The sequence below is a fragment of the Phycicoccus avicenniae genome (assembly GCF_050496545.1).
In the GTDB taxonomy this organism is placed as follows: Bacteria; Actinomycetota; Actinomycetes; order Actinomycetales; family Dermatophilaceae; genus Phycicoccus; species Phycicoccus avicenniae_A.
This window is the reverse complement of record NZ_JBNVZV010000007.1, coordinates 149,954-164,807: the sequence shown is the minus strand read 5'-3', so window position 1 is coordinate 164,807 and position 14,854 is coordinate 149,954. Positions and strand designations below refer to the sequence as shown.

The window sequence follows — 14,854 nt, the reverse complement described above, 5'->3', positions numbered from 1 at the left end:
GGGACACCGCAGTGTGCCGCTCCCACCTGTGCCGAACCTGTGGGACACCAGCCCCTTGCGGAATACCCCCCAGGGGCATACGTTACAACGTACATGTACCCGGTAGGGGTATCCCCACGAGAGGTTGACACCATGCGCAACACCGAGTTCCGAGTCATCGGCATGACCTGCGGGCACTGCGAGATGTCGGTCCGCGAAGAGATCAGCGAGCTCCCGGGCGTTCAGGTCCTCGAGGTCGACGCCGCGTCCGGGCGGCTCGTGGTCGGTGGAGACCAGGTCGACGAGGCGCAGGTGCTGGCCGCGGTCGAGGAAGCCGGGTACACCGCCGAGCCCGTCCGATGAGCGCCGCCACCCGGCTGGCGCTCTTCGGGGCTGCCCTGGCCCTGGTCTTCGTCGCCTCCTTCACCGCTGCCGGCGCCCTCGTGCCGCAGGCCGTGGTGACCCGCTGGGAGCACCAGGACCAGACCCCGCACGCACCCGCCTCCACCACACCGCACCCGCACGGAGGATCCGAGCGATGAGCACCACCACACCCGGAACGAGCCAGTCCGTCGAGCTGCAGATCGGCGGCATGACGTGCGCCTCCTGCGCCAACCGCATAGAACGCACGCTGAACAAGCTCGACGGCGTCCAGGCCAGCGTCAACTACGCCACCGAGAAGGCCACGGTCCTCACGCCCGCGGGCTACGCCCCCTCCGCACTGGTCGCCGAGATCGAGAAGACCGGCTACACGGCGGCCCTGCCGACGCCGACTGTCGCCGCGGGCCCGCCGAACGAGGACGCACCCGACCCCGAGCTGACCGGCCTGCGGCAGAGGCTGATCGGCGCGACAGCCCTGTCGGTCCCGGTCATCGCGATGTCGATGGTCCCCGCGCTGCAGTTCACGTATTGGTAGTGGGCCAGCCTCGCCCTGGCGGCGCCGGTCATCCTGTGGGCCGCGTGGCCGTTCCACCGCGCGGCCTGGGCGAACCTCCGCCATGGCAGCGCCACCATGGACACCCTCATCTCGATGGGAACCCTCGCCGCGTTCATGTGGTCCCTCTACGCCCTCTTCCTCGGCACGGCCGGCACACCGGGCATGACCCACCCGTTCGAGCTGACCATCGCCCCCTCGGAGGGCGCCGCCAACATCTACCTCGAGGTCGGCGCCGGCGTGACCCTGTTCATCCTCGCCGGGCGCTACTTCGAGAAGCGCTCCAAGCGCCAGGCCGGCGCCGCCCTGCGCGCCCTGCTGGAGATGGGCGCCAAGGAGGTCTCTCTCCTGCGTGACGGCGTCGAGACCAAGGTCCCGGTCGAGCAGCTCACGACCGACCAGGAGTTCGTCGTGCGGCCCGGCGAGAAGATCGCCACCGACGGCGTCGTCGTCGCCGGGACCTCCGCCGTCGACGCCTCAATGCTCACCGGTGAGTCGGTGCCGGTCGAGGTCACCGTCGGCGACGCCGTCGCCGGCGCCACCGTCAACGCCGGCGGCCGCCTGGTCGTGCGCGCCACCCGGGTCGGTGCCGACACCCAGCTGGCCCAGATGGCCCGGCTGGTCGAGGAGGCACAGACCGGCAAGGCCGCCGTGCAGCGCCTGGCCGACCGCATCTCGGGCGTCTTCGTGCCCATCGTCATCGCCCTCGCCGTCGCGACCCTCGGCGCCTGGCTCGGAGCGGGGTTCCCCGTCTCCGCGGCCTTCACCGCCGCCGTCGCGGTCCTGGTCATCGCCTGCCCGTGCGCCCTCGGCCTGGCCACCCCCACCGCGCTGCTCGTCGGGACCGGCCGCGGAGCCCAGCTCGGCATCCTGATCAAGGGCCCCGAGGTCCTGGAGTCGACCCGCACCGTCGACACCGTGGTGCTGGACAAGACCGGCACCGTCACCATTGGCCGGATGACTCTCACAGACGTCGTCACCGAGCCCGGCGAGGACCGTGCTCAGGTGCTGCGGCTCGCCGGAGCGCTCGAAGCCGCCTCCGAGCACCCCATCGCCCAGGCCGTCGCCCGCGCCGCCGCCGAGCAGACCGGGCCCCTGCCGGCGCCCGAGGACTTCACCAACCTCGAAGGTCGTGGCGTCCAGGGCGTCATCGACGGCCACGCCGTCGTCGTCGGGCGCCCCTCCCTGCTCGCCGACTGGTCCCAGCACCTCTCCCCCGCACTACTGCAGGCCAGGACGCGCGCCGAGTCCGAGGGCAAGACCGTCGTCGCCGTCGGCTGGGACGGGCAGCCGCGCGGCCTGCTCGTCGTCGCGGACACCGTCAAACCCACCAGCGCCCTGGCGGTCCGCGAGCTGAGCGCGATGGGCCTGACCCCGGTCCTGCTCACCGGTGACAACGAGGCCGTCGCCCGGCACATCGCCGCCCAGGTCGGCATCGAGCAGGTCATCGCCGGAGTGATGCCCCAGGACAAGGCCCAGGTCGTCTCCCGCCTCCAGGCCGAGGGCCGGACGGTCGCCATGGTCGGCGACGGCGTCAACGACGCCCCCGCCCTCGCCCGGGCCGACCTCGGCCTGGCCATGGGCACCGGCACCGACGTCGCCATCGAGGCCTCCGACATCACCCTCGTGCGCGGAGACCTGCGCTCCGCCGTGGATGCCATCCGCCTCTCCCGCGCCACCCTGCGCACCATCAAGACCAACTTGTTCTGGGCGTTCGCCTACAACGTCGCCGCCCTCCCCCTGGCCGCGCTCGGCCTGCTCAACCCCATGCTCGCCGGCGCCGCCATGGCCTTCTCCAGCGTCTTCGTCGTCGGCAACAGCCTGCGCCTGCGCGCCTTCACCGGCACCACCACCCAGCCCACCGACACACCCGAGGACCCCCATGCCTGAACCCACCAGCCCCGAGCACCACCACGGCTACATCAGCGAGAAGGACGGCTACCTCAACCGGATGCGCCGCATCGAGGGCCAGGCCCGAGGCATCGCCCGGATGATCGAGCAGGAGCAGTACTGCATCGACATCCTCACCCAGATCAGCGCTCTCAACCGGGCCCTTGAAGGCGTCGCCCTCGGCCTCATGGACGACCACCTCGCCCACTGCGTCCTGGACGCCGCACGCGCCGGCGAGGACGAAGGCGCCGCCAAGCTCAAGGAAGCCTCCGACGCCATCCGGCGCCTCGTGCGCTCCTGACCACGCCCCGCCCCCCGCGTGCCGACGCACCGCGGGTACGTCCCCACCACTCATCCCCGGGAGGACCCATGGCCGGCCACGCCGAGCACGCCCCCACCCACGCCGACCACGACCAGCACGGCGGTCACGCCACCGGCGGCATCGCCCGCATGGCCGTCAGCGCGACCCTGCACTGCCTGACCGGCTGCGCCATCGGTGAGATCGCCGGCCTCATCATCGGCACCGCCGCCGGGCTCGGCAACGCGAGCACCATCGCCATCTCCATCGCCCTGGCCTTCTTCTTCGGCTACACGCTCTCCACCCTCCCCCTGCTCAAGGCCGGGCTCGCCGTCGGCACCGCTCTGCGCGTGGTACTGGCCGCCGACACCGTCTCCATCGCGACGATGGAGGTCACCGACAACGTCGTCATGGCCCTCATCCCCGGCGCCATGAACGCCGGCCTGGTCAACATCGTCTTCTGGGTCGGCATGGCGATCTCGCTCACCGTCGCCTTCTTCGCCGCCTACCCCGTCAACGCCTACCTGCTCAAGCGCGGCAAGGGCCACGCCCTCACCCACGCGTACCACGACGCCGCACCCGCCCAAGGAGCACGACGCCTCATCCCCACCTTCGGCACCGGCGCCCTCATCGCCACTCTGACCGCGTTCATGCTCGGAGGCCTCGTGGTCTCCATCGCCGACAGCCTCGCCTGACGCCCACCAGCTGAGGTGGTCACGCTGACCGAGTTGACCTCAGGACCCCTGGGGGCCGGCTGCTCGACCCCCAGGGCTCTTCGTCCACCCCACGGCTTGGCCGACAACCGCCTCGACCGTGCGGCCGATGAAGCGGCACCCAGTCCTGTCACCCGGCAACCGGGCTGGCGCGGCTGCGCGCCACGACCACTCCGGCCAAAACCGCTAGCCTTTGCGCATGCACGCAAACATCGAACCGCCGGTCTGGGGCGAGGACGTGGTGACCCTCGCCGTCGAGGTCCTACGGATGCTGGCCGACCCCACCCGCCTGCAGCTGGTCGGGCTGCTGCTCGACGAGGAGCGCTCGGTCACCGAGCTGGCCGAGGTCCTCGAGCGGCCGGTCCCCGCGGTCTCCCAGCACCTTGCCAAGTTGCGCATGGCGCGAATGGTCGCCTCCCGCCGCCAGGGCCAGACCGTGCTGTACCGGGTCGAGAACGGCCACGTGCGCCAGCTCGTCCTCGACACCGTCGGGCACGTCGAGCACCTCCTCGAGAACGTCCCCGCCCACCATCGCAGCAAGGCACGCGCGCGATGAGCCACGCCAGCCGGGCCGCCGCAAGTCAGCACGATGACCACCACGACCACGACCACGACCTCGGTGGCACCCTGCTCGCCCGGCTGAGGCATGCGGCGTCCGGTCTGCTCGGCGGGCACTCGCACGACGCCGCCGACCGCATCGACGACGCCGTTGAGGGCACCACCGCCGGCCGCAAGGCCTTGTGGGTCAGCCTCGCCGGTCTCCTCGTGACCGCGACGCTGCAGGGCGTGGTTGTCGCATGGTCGGGGTCGGTGGCGCTCCTCGGCGACACCCTGCACAACCTCGTCGACGCGGGCACCGCCATCCCGTTGCTCTTCGCATTCGCTCTCGCTGCCCGTGGCCGCTCCGATCGGATGACTCACGGCTGGGGTCGCGCCGAGGACGTCGCCGGCCTCGTCCTCATCCTGATGATCGCCCTGTCCGGCGTCCTCGTCGGCGCCGAGAGCATCGCCCGACTGCTGGACCCCCGTCCCGTCGACTACCTCTGGGCCATCGCCGTCGCATCCGTCGTCGGCTTCATCGGCAACGAGGGGGTCGCCCGCTACCGCATCCGCGTCGGCCGAAAGATCGGGTCCGCAGCGCTCGTCGCCGACGGCCTGCACGCCCGCACAGACGGCTTCACCTCCTTGGCGGTCCTCGTCGGCACAGGCGGCGTCGCCGTCGGCTGAGACTGGGCCGACCCGTCGTCGGGCTCCTCATCACCGTTGCCATCCTCGGAGTCCTGCGCGCCGCCGCACGCTCCGCCGGCGCACGCCTGCTCGACGCCGTCGAACCCGACCTCACCCGGCGGGTCCGGACCTCGGCCTCCACCGTCGACGAAGTCCGCACGGTCAACGACGTACGCCTGCGGTGGTCAGGTCACACCCTGCTGGCTGTCGTGGCCGTGTCGGTCGACGCGTCCACCCCGCTCCCCCAGGCAGACGGGGTTGCCGCTCACGTCGAAGAGCACCTACGCGCCGATCTCCCCCACGTCGGCGCGGTCGCGGTCACAGTGCGCGCTGTGGCCTGCGCCGCCCGCTGAGGTCCGCCGTCGTCCACGACACTGGGCGAGGATGCCGGCCTTGCCCCGCCGACAATGCGGCGTGCCCTACTTTGGAGCGCGACCTAGGAGGAGCATCGTGCCCGAGGCCCCCCGCACCGCCGACCGACCCACCGACCTGGTGCCGTTCGGCCAGGCCGTGCGCGCCTGGTTCGCGATCTCGCTGCAGACCTTCGGGGGTCCGGCCGGGCAGATCGCCGTCATGGAGCGCGAGCTGGTCGAGCGACGCCGCTGGATCGGGCACGAGCGCTTCCTCCACGCGCTCTCCTTCTGCACGCTGCTCCCGGGCCCGGAGGCCCAGCAGCTCGCGGTGTACGTCGGGTGGCTCCTCAATGGGGTCCGGGGCGGCCTCGTCGCGGGGACGCTCTTCGTCCTCCCCGGGCTCATGGCCCTCCTCGGGCTCTCAGCGGTCTACGTCGCCTGGGGCGAGAGCGCCATCGTGTCGGGTGTTTTCGCGGCCGTCGCACCGGCGGTCCTCGTCGTCGTCGCCCAAGCGGTCCTACGGGTGGGCCGCAAGGCCCTGACGACCCCCGTCGCCGTGACCATCGCCGTCGCGGCGTTCCTCGCCCTCACTCTGCTGCACACCGTCTTCCCCCTCGTCGTTCTCTTGGCCGGTGTCGTCGGGTTAGTCGCCGGCCGTCGACGTCCGCCCCCGCTGATCGCACCCTCCCCGTCCGGCGACGCCGTCCCGGTCGTTCGCGGCGACGCCGTCCCGATCGTAGGCGACGACGCCCTCCACCACGTCCGCCCGACCCGCGAGTACGCGGCCCGCGTCCTGGGCGTCGGTCTGCTGGCCTGGGCGGTGCCGATGGCCGGCGTCGTGCTGCTTACCGGGCAGGGCAGCGTCTTCACGCAGCAGGGGCTCTTCTTTACGGGGACCGCCCTCGTCACCTTCGGCGGCGCGTACGCCGTGCTCGCTTTCGTCGCCCAACGCGCGGTCGAGGTCTACGGCTGGCTGGCCCCGGGCGAGATGACGCGCGGGCTGGCGCTCGCCGAGTCGACCCCCGGGCCGCTCATCATGGTCGTCCAGTTCGTCGCGTTCCTCGGCGCTTTCCGCGACCCGGGTGCCCTCTCCCCGTGGGCCGCCGGCATCCTCGCGTCGCTGCTCACGACCTGGGTCGTCTTCGTCCCCTCGTTCGTCCTCGTCTTCCTCGGTGCCCCCTTCATCGAGCGCCTGCGCGGCAACCGAAGCCTCGCGGCCGCCCTCTCCGGGGTCACCGCGGCCGTCGTCGGCGTCATCGTCCACCTCGGCGTCTACCTCGCGGTCCACACCGTCGCCGACCGCACCCTCGTCGCCACGCTCGGACCCGTCTCGCTCGAACTCCCGGACCCGCGGGCCCTCGACCCCGTCGCCTTCGCCTACCTCACGCTCGCCGGCGCCCTGCTCCTGTGGCGCGGGTGGTCGGTCCTGCGCACCCTCGGTGCGTGCGCCCTTGTCGGGCTCGTCGTCGCCCTGGCACGCCAGTTGGTCACCTAACCGACGTCGAACGCGTCTTGGTTGCTAGAACGTCTGCCCAAGGTTGCGCACCGAGCATTAGCGGAGCGAATGCGGGCACCACACCTTGGTGTGACAGAAGTTGGACGCTCGAGTGTTGCACTGGCCCGTGGCGCGTGCGACGCCACGACAACGTCACTGCGCGCGGGCTCCCCACACCGCCGACACAAGGAGAGCCCTTGCTGGCCACCACCCGCAAGGCTGCCTCCGCGCGAAGGTGCACATGTCGAGGCCGTGCTCACCGCACGTCCTGATGTCGTTGCGAGAGCCCAGATCCACGCGCCGAACAGTCTTTGCACAGGTGTGCCAACGATGCATATCCGATGCAACGGGAGAAGCAACTGTCCTCCGCCCCGCGTTTCCGCTGGTCAGGGCCCTACGCCTGGATCGCCGGGTTGGACTTGAAACGAACAATCGGTTCTGTTGGACCCGACTGGGCACCCAAGGCCACAGATGGCCTCTGACCTGCACAGGGGCCTCGACTTGATGCCGCTCAAGCTGTCGCGAGGGTCAAATGGCCAGAACTGGTGCTTCGTCCACCCCCCTGGACCACCCGGGGCACGCCGCCGGCGCCGTACCCCCGGTCGCCATGCGCTCGCGCAGCCGGGCCATGGCGAGAGCCACCGATCGTGCGCGCATGCGAGCGGACCCTGCAATACTGCCCGCCGTGCCGTGGTTTGAACGCAGAACTCGCTCATCGAGATGGCCACCGCACCACCGATACGCGGCTTCCTTCCCCACCCAGCGACGGTGGCGATGGGGCCTCACAAGCGAGCAGCAGGAACTCGTCCAGACCGTCTCGCGGATCCTCTTCGTAGCCGATCTCATGGGTGTGGCCTTCGAGGTCAATGTCGACGAGTACACCTACGAAGCGAAAGCGATCGTCGCCGGGCTGCCCACCACCTCGGGGGCGATCGACGTGCGCGCCCTCGTTCATGCAGTCTTCGTCGAGTGGTTCGACGCCTCATCGGCGGATCCGCTCACTCGGTACAGCGACGTGGCTCATGACATCTGGGAGGTTTGGCGCCGACACCACCACCCGACGGCACCCGTCTAGCCCGGCGCCTCATCCCACCGACCGGCTCTCCCTCATTCAGCCGCAAGGTGCACCGGCCACGGGCAGGTAGTCGGCCGATCTCGTGGCGCTCCCAGCAGCATGCGTCCGCAACGCAGGACCCGCTCGAGAGCCTCCGAGGAAGTTCAGCGCGTGGCCCGTAGGCGCCGCTGAGGACCCGTTCAACAACCCGACAAGCTCATCGCCGTCGGTTGGCGTGGGGCAACGGTACTGGGTCGGGCTCCGGCGGTCAGCAGCGGACAGGCGTGCCGACCGCCGGACCCCGTGGGCGCTCGGTGGCAGGGTATTCGGGCGCTGGAAGCAGCGTTTCTCGTCAGCCGGAAACCCGCAACTCGAGTCGGCCAAGCTTTGACCGAACGGCTGAGGGGGAACAGCGACACTCCCGCACGCCCGCGACCCTCGACCAGCGGTTGCTACACGCCCAGTGGTAGGACGATCCGGCCCATCCTCTGCGCCGGGCCTCGATGACTGCACCAGTTGGGCGACACGCGCCGGGTCGCCCTCGCGCTTCTGGTGCACCGCCGCGGGTCGGGAACCCGCAGCACGCGGAGCGCCAGCCCCACGACACGGTCAAGATGCGAGTGTGATGGTGCCGTTGTCCCTGCACGGTCAACGGCACCACCCACCAAAGTAGCCCTCCTCGCCGTGACCGTTACGTGAGTGTGGCGCAACGAACGGCCTGCGCCCCGCATCCCACCCTCAGCGTTGGCAGACCGAGCACCAGAGACGGCGGCCAAACGACCGAGGCGGCGGCCCCCAAGGGCCACCGCCTCGTCCGCAGGTCTAGCGAGGGGTCAGGGGGTCCTGCGCCAGACCCGCAGCTCAGCACAGGCCTTCTGAGGGAAACCTGTGGTCGGACAACCGATCGTGCTGCGAGAGCGATGCGGGAGCATCGGTTCGGCCCGACCCGTTGCTGATGGACGTGCGACACCGAGTCGACGTGCCATCGATCGCTCAGCACGCACGCTGACCCACGTCATGGTCGAACCGCCTCGACAGGGCCGTTCATCGCCGCGGGCTGTCGCGCCCCCCATCTGACGAACGGACTGAGCCGAATGACGTTGCGTCGGGTCCGGCGCGCACCCGACGCCCACGTGTGGCTGACGGGTTACGTCCACAGAGGGGCGCTCACGCGACCTCGTGCCCTGCATCGACGGCTCCGTTCCAGAAATGACCGAGGGTGCGCGGCCTTCGCATACCTGATCCAGCGTGACAGAGCGTTGACATCGATGTCACCATCCTGTCTAGACTTCTCGTCGACTGGTGACTCGTTGAGCGGCGAAGTCACGTCAACGGTTTGATGCGTGACCCCACTCTCCACATCCTTCCGGGAGGCCCAGTGGATGGCACTGTGCCCGCTCAGGCGTGCCCGGGCCGCCACCTTCCCCCGCAGCGAGCCACTTCCCGCCAGTGCAGACTGTCCCTGCCGTGCGCTCGCTCGGCCCAGCCCAGGCGGGTCACCGAACGAGCCCGGCTGTGACGCGGCGACTACGCCGCGACCCCACTCACCGGGACCGCCCCAGCGACGACAGGACCCCCGTGCGCAAGCGCGTGGTGCTCATGGGGGTGGCCCTACTCGCCCTCGCCGGCTGGGCCTTCGCGGAGGGCCTTGACGCCCCCGTACTCACAGAAGACTTCATCTGGTGGGACGCGATCGCTGCTGCGTTCACCCTTGTAGGCGTCGCACTCATCGTGATCGGGCTGCTCAGCCAACAAGCACCTCGAGAATGAGGCAGCTGGTGATGGGTGCGGGCACCTTCCCCGAACCCGATCGACCGGTAGCGTCCATCGACAGCTGACAATCGCACAACCGGCCAGTCGCTGCCGACTCCATGACGCGACGGGATGAACGTCCATACCTGCCCCACGTCACGGTCCACGCGCCGCGGAACGCTCGCTGTCTCGTCGCCCGACGGGCCCGCACCTACCGAGAGCAACCCTCCCGCCGCCGACCCGCGACGGCGCGAGCGCGGTACACGGCTCGACACCGGAGCCACCTCCCGGGATCGTGCGGCTGGTGCCCAGAGTGGATGGCGCCGACAGCGGGTGACGTGGATCATCGGTTGCCCAGAGCGGAGCGGTCATTCCCTCGCTGACGGGGCCTCCAGGCGGGCCGGCCAACCACGGCGACTGGCCGGGAGTCCGCCGTCGACCCACCGCGACGGGCCGGTTCACAGCTCAGGGACACCGCGCTCCCCGCGGTTCTCCGCCGCGCCAGGCTCCGCGTCGCTCCTGGTCCATGGGGTGCAATCGCAGAGTAAGCCGATCCGCAGGTCCCCCACGCTCCACGACCACAGAATGCCCACCACCGTGGCCACATCGGCAGGACCTGGCGTCGCCCATCCGGGCCGGCACCGGCGACTGCGGACGCCGGCATTCTGCCGGGAGCGCTCGCTGACCGACCACGACGCAACCTTCGATCACTGTGGTTTGACTCCTGCGCGGTCGGTTGCCTCCGGCAGTTTCGCTGATGGCGAACGTGGTGGGGTCGTCGACCAGACTGACCTGTCGGGCGCATCCCACCCCGGTGTGTGGACGAAGGAGGGCGTCGCGGGCCTCCCACGCAGGGGCAGACGTGCGAGGCCGATTCGCCCCGGGCAGAACGTCCAGCCCTCGCGTGGGCTGGTGCCCCGGTCCCGATCCCCTATGCTCCGCGCGTGAACCCGCAGGAACTGACACGGCTGTACGGGACGGTGCGCTGGGCCGTGGCCCACTCCGCTCCAGGCCTGCGAATCCACGACTACGGCGAGTTCGGATGTTGCCTCGACCTGCGTGGAATCGACCCGCGCTTCAGCCTGCTCGCAGCGGTCCAGCAGGGCCAGCACGACGTGGTCGTGCACCTGCCATTCCTCGCTCGAGAGCCCGGGCACGCTGACTCCTGGCCAGCACGCCTGCGAGACTGTTGGGATGGCGCCACACGCGTGCGTTTCACCGAGGCGAGGCATGCCGTGATCCAGGACCTCGTGCACGTCCTGGCCGACCTCGACCCTCAGCTGCGAACGGCCATCCAGCAGCCTCGGCTGCACCGTCACCATTCGTGGGACTGAGACGTGTCTTCGGGGCAAGAGCACGCCCATGACGGCCACGGGCTGGCGTGGCCCGTCAGCGCTGGCCTTCGTGAACTCATCGCCGAACTGGCGCAGACCGAGGAGCAATTGCGCGACCAAGCCGACGGCCGTCACCGCCGGGCACTCGTCCGACGCCAGCGCCTCATCACGGCGGAGCTCGCCCGGCGACGGGAGAGCTGACCCGTCGGGGGTCCAGCGCAGCGAGTCCACCGAGAGAGCTCGCGAGATCGGCGCACCCTTCAGTCCCGGGCATCTCGCGCCGCTGCACCCACCAGACCCTCGCCACCAGCCAGGACTTCGGCCGGATGGGGTTTCGATCGTGGCCGTTGACCTCGCGAAGCGCCGACGACCGTCTACGCCAATAGATCCGGGGCGCAGGGCTCCGATGACGTCGCGGGTCCGGCCCCTGTCGGCGCCACGTCCGGATCGGGCAACGGCCGCACGTACGTCGAAGCCGGCCGTGCATCGGCGGGACACCACCACCCCACGCAAGGGCTCGCCACAAGCCCCCGTCCTGCACTTCCCCGAGCGTCCGAGCCAGGTGGCCCCGAACGCACGGCTTCGGCCCTGCCCCGCGAGGAATGCATGAGCCCCGTGCGACGGGTTCGCCGTGACCGGGGTCGGCCACCATCCGACCACGGGTGACAACGATGTCAGTCCGTGGGATGGTACGGCCGACCCTCGACACCTCGAGGGCGACCGGGCGGACAGCGTCCGCAGCAGAAAGGATTCTCGCCATGAAGGGCTTCAAGGACTTCATCATGCGCGGCAACCTCGTCGAGCTCGCCGTCGCCTTCGTCATCGGCGGCGCGTTCGCCACGGTCGTCACGGCCTTCACCGCCATGTTCATGGACATCATCGGCAAGATCGGCGGCAAGCAGGACTTCTCCACCTTCAAGCCCGGAGGCGTGTCGGTCGGCGCCTTCATCACGGCCCTGCTCGCCTTCCTCATCGTCGCCGCCGTCGTCTACTTCGGCGTCGTCAAGCCGTATGCGGCCGCTCAGGCGCGGTTCTTCCCGAAGGAGCCGGAGGCCGAGACCATCGACCCGAACACCGAGCTGCTCAAGGAGATCCGCGACGAGCTGAGGGTGGGGCGCGGCTCGGCCTGATCCCGCGGAAGGCGCATCCGCAGCGTCATGCTGCACGGGATGCGTCGTGTCTCGTGCGGACGCCTGTCCCGCGCACTGTGCTCAGGGAGCACGTCTGCGCCAGGCCACGTGGACAACAACGACGACCCGCGTGTGCGAGCGTCAACGTCGCACTCAGCTCACTCCCTGACCGGAGGGGGCTGAGCAGGGGGCATCCGTCTGAGACCGAGGCTGCCACCGGTGGACAGGTCGACCAGCAGCGGCTCGATGGAGCTATCGCCAACCGCGTCGGGGCCGCGCTACGGTGGGTCCGACCGGATTCGACACCTGAGGGCTTGGGTAGCGCGAGGTCGTCCGGTGCAGTGGCGGCGTCGGCGCCGTGAGCAGAGGGCGGCGCTGACCCGTCGGCAGCCTGAGCCGGCCGACTCCTCCTGGCTGGCGGGGCTGACCGGAAATCGAGATTCGGGATGGGTCGAGCACCGTCGGCCGCCCTGCGTTCGAGCGTGCTGGTCGGTCCCTTCCGGAGGGACATCGGCAAGGACGCGGGTACAACTGCGCTGCCCCCGACGCCCATTGCCGCATCCTCTCGAGGCCGGGACCGACCTGCGTGCTTCCCCTCGGCATCCTCACGACGTGGCCGTGGCCGTCCGGCATCCTCACGACGTGGCCGTGGCCGTCCGGCGAGCGGTCCGCTCGAGCCGGCGTGTCAGCCGGTCGTGGGGGGGCGAATCTCGACGGTCAGTTCACGAAACGCCACGAGGTCGGTCACGGCTCCGCCTACCAAGACCTACTGCCCTCCCACCCGAACCTGGTGAACGAGTTCAGGTCCCGGCCGGCATGACCCCCGCGGCAAACATCGGCGGCCGCCCGCCCAGCTACCACGTGCCCGCGACGCCCACGTCGGACGGCGATCCTTCGAAGACGCCATGGGCCGCTGCGTCCGACACTGCGATCATGAACACCTCTTCCTTGAGGCTGTCAGCCCCTGCCTGGGCTACCCCGACCTGTGTCCGCGCAGAAATTCAGAGAAGCTCCTCAAGCGAGGGACGTCGAGCAGCGGTGCCGGTCGAACCTGGAAGCCCTGCCGTCGCTGCCACCGCAGCTGCTGCACGAACTCGGGGGCCCGACCGGCGGCCATCAGCGCCGGCAGAGGCACCACAGCCCACGCGGGAACACGAATCTCGGCGCGGCGCAACAGGTCGATCATCTGCGCCACGCTGAGTCGGTCACCGACAAGGTCCAGACGGCCACCCAGGTACGGCTCGGGGTCGGCCAAGACGGCCGCCGCAACGGCACCGATGTCGTCGACGGCCAGCGCGGCGACCGGAGCATGCCGGCCCAGAGCTCCCGCCATGACCGGCAGGGTGGCCATCCCGCCGACCGCAGGGTCGAAGAGGTTGTCCATGAACCAGACCGTGCCGAGCAGGACGTGCGGGACGCCCACTCGGAGAAGCTCGGTTTCGACCCGGCGCTTGCTGAGAAAGTGCGGCACGGCGGCCACGTCCTGGCCGGCCGCCATGGTGGACTGCACGACGACCGGAACCCGCTCCCACCGAGCGGCCTGGGCCACCGCGCGACCCTGATCCACCTCGCCCGCCGGCCCGCCCTCGGCACCGTAGAAATCCTGCACCGAGAACAGGGCTCGAACGCCTCTGAAGGCCACCCTCAGGGACGCCTCGTCCACCTGGTTCGCCCCGACCACCTCGGCGCCCTCCCTAGCGAGCCAGCGTGCGGCCGAGCCGTCCGGCGCTCTGCTGACGGCACGCACGGGGATGCCACGACGCAGCAGGTGCCGGACGACTGCGCCGCCTTGCCGACCGGTCGCCCCCAGCACGGCCACCGGGCCAGGTACGGGCGGGCGGGTCATTCGGCGGCCCTCTCCCGAAGCCGCTCCAGCTCGTCGGCTACCGCCTGCGGCGCCTCGAGGGGCAGGAGGTGACCGCACCCCGGCACCTCGACAAGGAGGACGCGCGCCGGCCGGTCGGCCAAGGCCGCTTGCGTGCTCTCCGGCGGATACAGCCGGTCCTGAGCCCCCATGAGCACCGTCACCGGAACCCGAGCGCGCAGCAGCTCATCGACCACCCCCGGAAAGTGCTGCAGGGTGGTGGCGGCGGTGCGCCCCATCGGTCTCCGAGCAAAGCCAACGAATCGCCCGACCATCTGCTCCAGCACCTCGGGCCGGGCGCGCGAAGAGGACGACAACATCGATGCGGCGACGCGACCGCCGTAGAAGCGCGTGGGACCCAGCAGCCGTGCGAGCAGAGGTACCCAGCTCGCGCCACGAGCTGGTTCGACCGGGGTGTTGGCCAGCAACGCCCACGCGATCCGGTCGGCATGGTCGGCGGCGAGGTAGGCACCGATCTGGCCGCCCCAAGAGGTGCCGAGCCACCCGGCTCGCCCCAGCTCCAAGGCGTCGAGCACCTCCCGTGCGGCGGCGGCGTACTGGTCCGGCTGGACGCGCGGCAGGGGTGGGTCGCTCGCACCGAAGCCCGGGCCGTCGACGAGGACGGGCGACCACGAGGCGTCCAGCGCGGCCACCAGCGGCTCGTACAAGGTGTGGTCGGTGAAGAGCGAGGGCCACAGCAGCAACGGCGTCCCGGCGCCCGGCCGGTGCCAGACCGCCAGTTGTCCGACCCGGGTGTTGATCCGGACGGATTCGAGGACGGGGTGCTCCATGACCATGCCTCACGACGAACTCAGAAAATGAACAGTGTTC

The 14,854-nt window shown here is 70.4% G+C and carries 14 protein-coding genes and 1 pseudogene; 13 read left to right on the top strand and 2 right to left on the bottom strand.

Annotated features, from left to right (window positions below; genetic code table 11):
- Positions 1 to 132: 132 nt before the first annotated feature.
- The 13 genes and pseudogenes from ACQZ2A_RS08485 (at position 133) to mscL (ending at position 12,159) form a co-directional block, all read left to right on the top strand.
- Positions 133 to 342, top strand: coding sequence for a heavy-metal-associated domain-containing protein (locus tag ACQZ2A_RS08485; protein ID WP_430209500.1), 210 nt, complete (start codon positions 133 to 135; stop codon positions 340 to 342).
- Positions 339 to 521 carry a hypothetical protein gene (locus ACQZ2A_RS08480; protein ID WP_430209498.1) on the top strand — a complete coding sequence of 61 codons (183 nt, stop codon included), beginning with the start codon at positions 339 to 341 and terminating at the stop codon, positions 519 to 521. Before ACQZ2A_RS08485 ends, ACQZ2A_RS08480 begins: the two co-directional genes overlap by 4 nt.
- A pseudogene (locus ACQZ2A_RS08475) lies at positions 518 to 2,803 on the top strand (heavy metal translocating P-type ATPase). Before ACQZ2A_RS08480 ends, ACQZ2A_RS08475 begins: the two are co-directional and overlap by 4 nt.
- On the top strand, positions 2,796 to 3,104 hold the full coding sequence (locus ACQZ2A_RS08470) for a metal-sensitive transcriptional regulator (RefSeq protein WP_430209496.1): 309 nt from the start codon (positions 2,796 to 2,798) through the stop codon (positions 3,102 to 3,104). The pseudogene ACQZ2A_RS08475 and the gene ACQZ2A_RS08470 overlap by 8 nt, the downstream one beginning before the upstream one ends.
- A gap of 68 nt (positions 3,105 to 3,172) precedes the next feature.
- On the top strand, positions 3,173 to 3,796 hold the full coding sequence (locus ACQZ2A_RS08465; RefSeq protein WP_430209493.1) for a DUF4396 domain-containing protein: 624 nt from the start codon (positions 3,173 to 3,175) through the stop codon (positions 3,794 to 3,796).
- Between the two features lie 217 nt (positions 3,797 to 4,013).
- Positions 4,014 to 4,370: an ArsR/SmtB family transcription factor gene (locus ACQZ2A_RS08460; protein ID WP_430209490.1), complete on the top strand. Its 357-nt coding sequence runs from the start codon at positions 4,014 to 4,016 to the stop codon at positions 4,368 to 4,370.
- A complete protein-coding gene (locus ACQZ2A_RS08455) occupies positions 4,367 to 5,041 on the top strand; it encodes a cation diffusion facilitator family transporter (RefSeq protein ID WP_430209487.1) in 675 nt (224 codons plus the stop codon). The genes ACQZ2A_RS08460 and ACQZ2A_RS08455 overlap by 4 nt, the downstream gene beginning before the upstream one ends.
- A complete protein-coding gene (locus ACQZ2A_RS08450) occupies positions 5,038 to 5,394 on the top strand; it encodes a cation transporter dimerization domain-containing protein (protein WP_430209573.1) in 357 nt (118 codons plus the stop codon). The genes ACQZ2A_RS08455 and ACQZ2A_RS08450 overlap by 4 nt, the downstream gene beginning before the upstream one ends.
- Positions 5,395 to 5,491: 97 nt before the next feature.
- Positions 5,492 to 6,889 (top strand): chromate efflux transporter, encoded by a 1,398-nt coding sequence (gene chrA, locus ACQZ2A_RS08445; RefSeq protein WP_430209484.1) that lies wholly within the window; start codon positions 5,492 to 5,494, stop codon positions 6,887 to 6,889.
- A gap of 850 nt (positions 6,890 to 7,739) precedes the next feature.
- Entirely contained in the window at positions 7,740 to 7,964 is a 225-nt protein-coding gene (locus ACQZ2A_RS08440) for a hypothetical protein (protein WP_430209482.1), read from the top strand.
- 1,557 nt (positions 7,965 to 9,521) lie between these two features.
- A complete protein-coding gene (locus tag ACQZ2A_RS08435; RefSeq protein ID WP_430209480.1) occupies positions 9,522 to 9,713 on the top strand; it encodes a hypothetical protein in 192 nt (63 codons plus the stop codon).
- A gap of 926 nt (positions 9,714 to 10,639) precedes the next feature.
- Positions 10,640 to 11,029 carry a hypothetical protein gene (locus ACQZ2A_RS08430; protein WP_430209477.1) on the top strand — a complete coding sequence of 130 codons (390 nt, stop codon included), beginning with the start codon at positions 10,640 to 10,642 and terminating at the stop codon, positions 11,027 to 11,029.
- 758 nt (positions 11,030 to 11,787) lie between these two features.
- Positions 11,788 to 12,159 carry a large conductance mechanosensitive channel protein MscL gene (gene mscL / locus ACQZ2A_RS08425; RefSeq protein WP_430209475.1) on the top strand — a complete coding sequence of 124 codons (372 nt, stop codon included), beginning with the start codon at positions 11,788 to 11,790 and terminating at the stop codon, positions 12,157 to 12,159.
- Positions 12,160 to 13,132: 973 nt separating this feature from the next.
- On the opposite strand, the gene ACQZ2A_RS08420 is transcribed toward mscL, so the two are convergent.
- Positions 13,133 to 14,005, bottom strand: coding sequence for an NmrA family NAD(P)-binding protein (locus tag ACQZ2A_RS08420; RefSeq protein WP_430209473.1), 873 nt, complete (start codon positions 14,003 to 14,005; stop codon positions 13,133 to 13,135).
- A complete protein-coding gene (locus ACQZ2A_RS08415) occupies positions 14,002 to 14,814 on the bottom strand; it encodes an alpha/beta fold hydrolase (protein WP_430209470.1) in 813 nt (270 codons plus the stop codon). Before ACQZ2A_RS08415 ends, ACQZ2A_RS08420 begins: the two co-directional genes overlap by 4 nt.
- Positions 14,815 to 14,854: the final 40 nt, after the last annotated feature.

Coding starts and splice junctions, on each gene's coding strand:
- ACQZ2A_RS08485 (WP_430209500.1), top strand. CDS start 133: ATGCGCAACACCGAGTTCCGAGTCATCGGCATGACCTGCGGGCACTGC.
- ACQZ2A_RS08480 (WP_430209498.1), top strand. CDS start 339: ATGAGCGCCGCCACCCGGCTGGCGCTCTTCGGGGCTGCCCTGGCCCTG.
- ACQZ2A_RS08470 (WP_430209496.1), top strand. CDS start 2,796: ATGCCTGAACCCACCAGCCCCGAGCACCACCACGGCTACATCAGCGAG.
- ACQZ2A_RS08465 (WP_430209493.1), top strand. CDS start 3,173: ATGGCCGGCCACGCCGAGCACGCCCCCACCCACGCCGACCACGACCAG.
- ACQZ2A_RS08460 (WP_430209490.1), top strand. CDS start 4,014: ATGCACGCAAACATCGAACCGCCGGTCTGGGGCGAGGACGTGGTGACC.
- ACQZ2A_RS08455 (WP_430209487.1), top strand. CDS start 4,367: ATGAGCCACGCCAGCCGGGCCGCCGCAAGTCAGCACGATGACCACCAC.
- mscL (WP_430209475.1), top strand. CDS start 11,788: ATGAAGGGCTTCAAGGACTTCATCATGCGCGGCAACCTCGTCGAGCTC.
- ACQZ2A_RS08420 (WP_430209473.1), bottom strand. CDS start 14,005: ATGACCCGCCCGCCCGTACCTGGCCCGGTGGCCGTGCTGGGGGCGACC.
- ACQZ2A_RS08415 (WP_430209470.1), bottom strand. CDS start 14,814: ATGGAGCACCCCGTCCTCGAATCCGTCCGGATCAACACCCGGGTCGGA.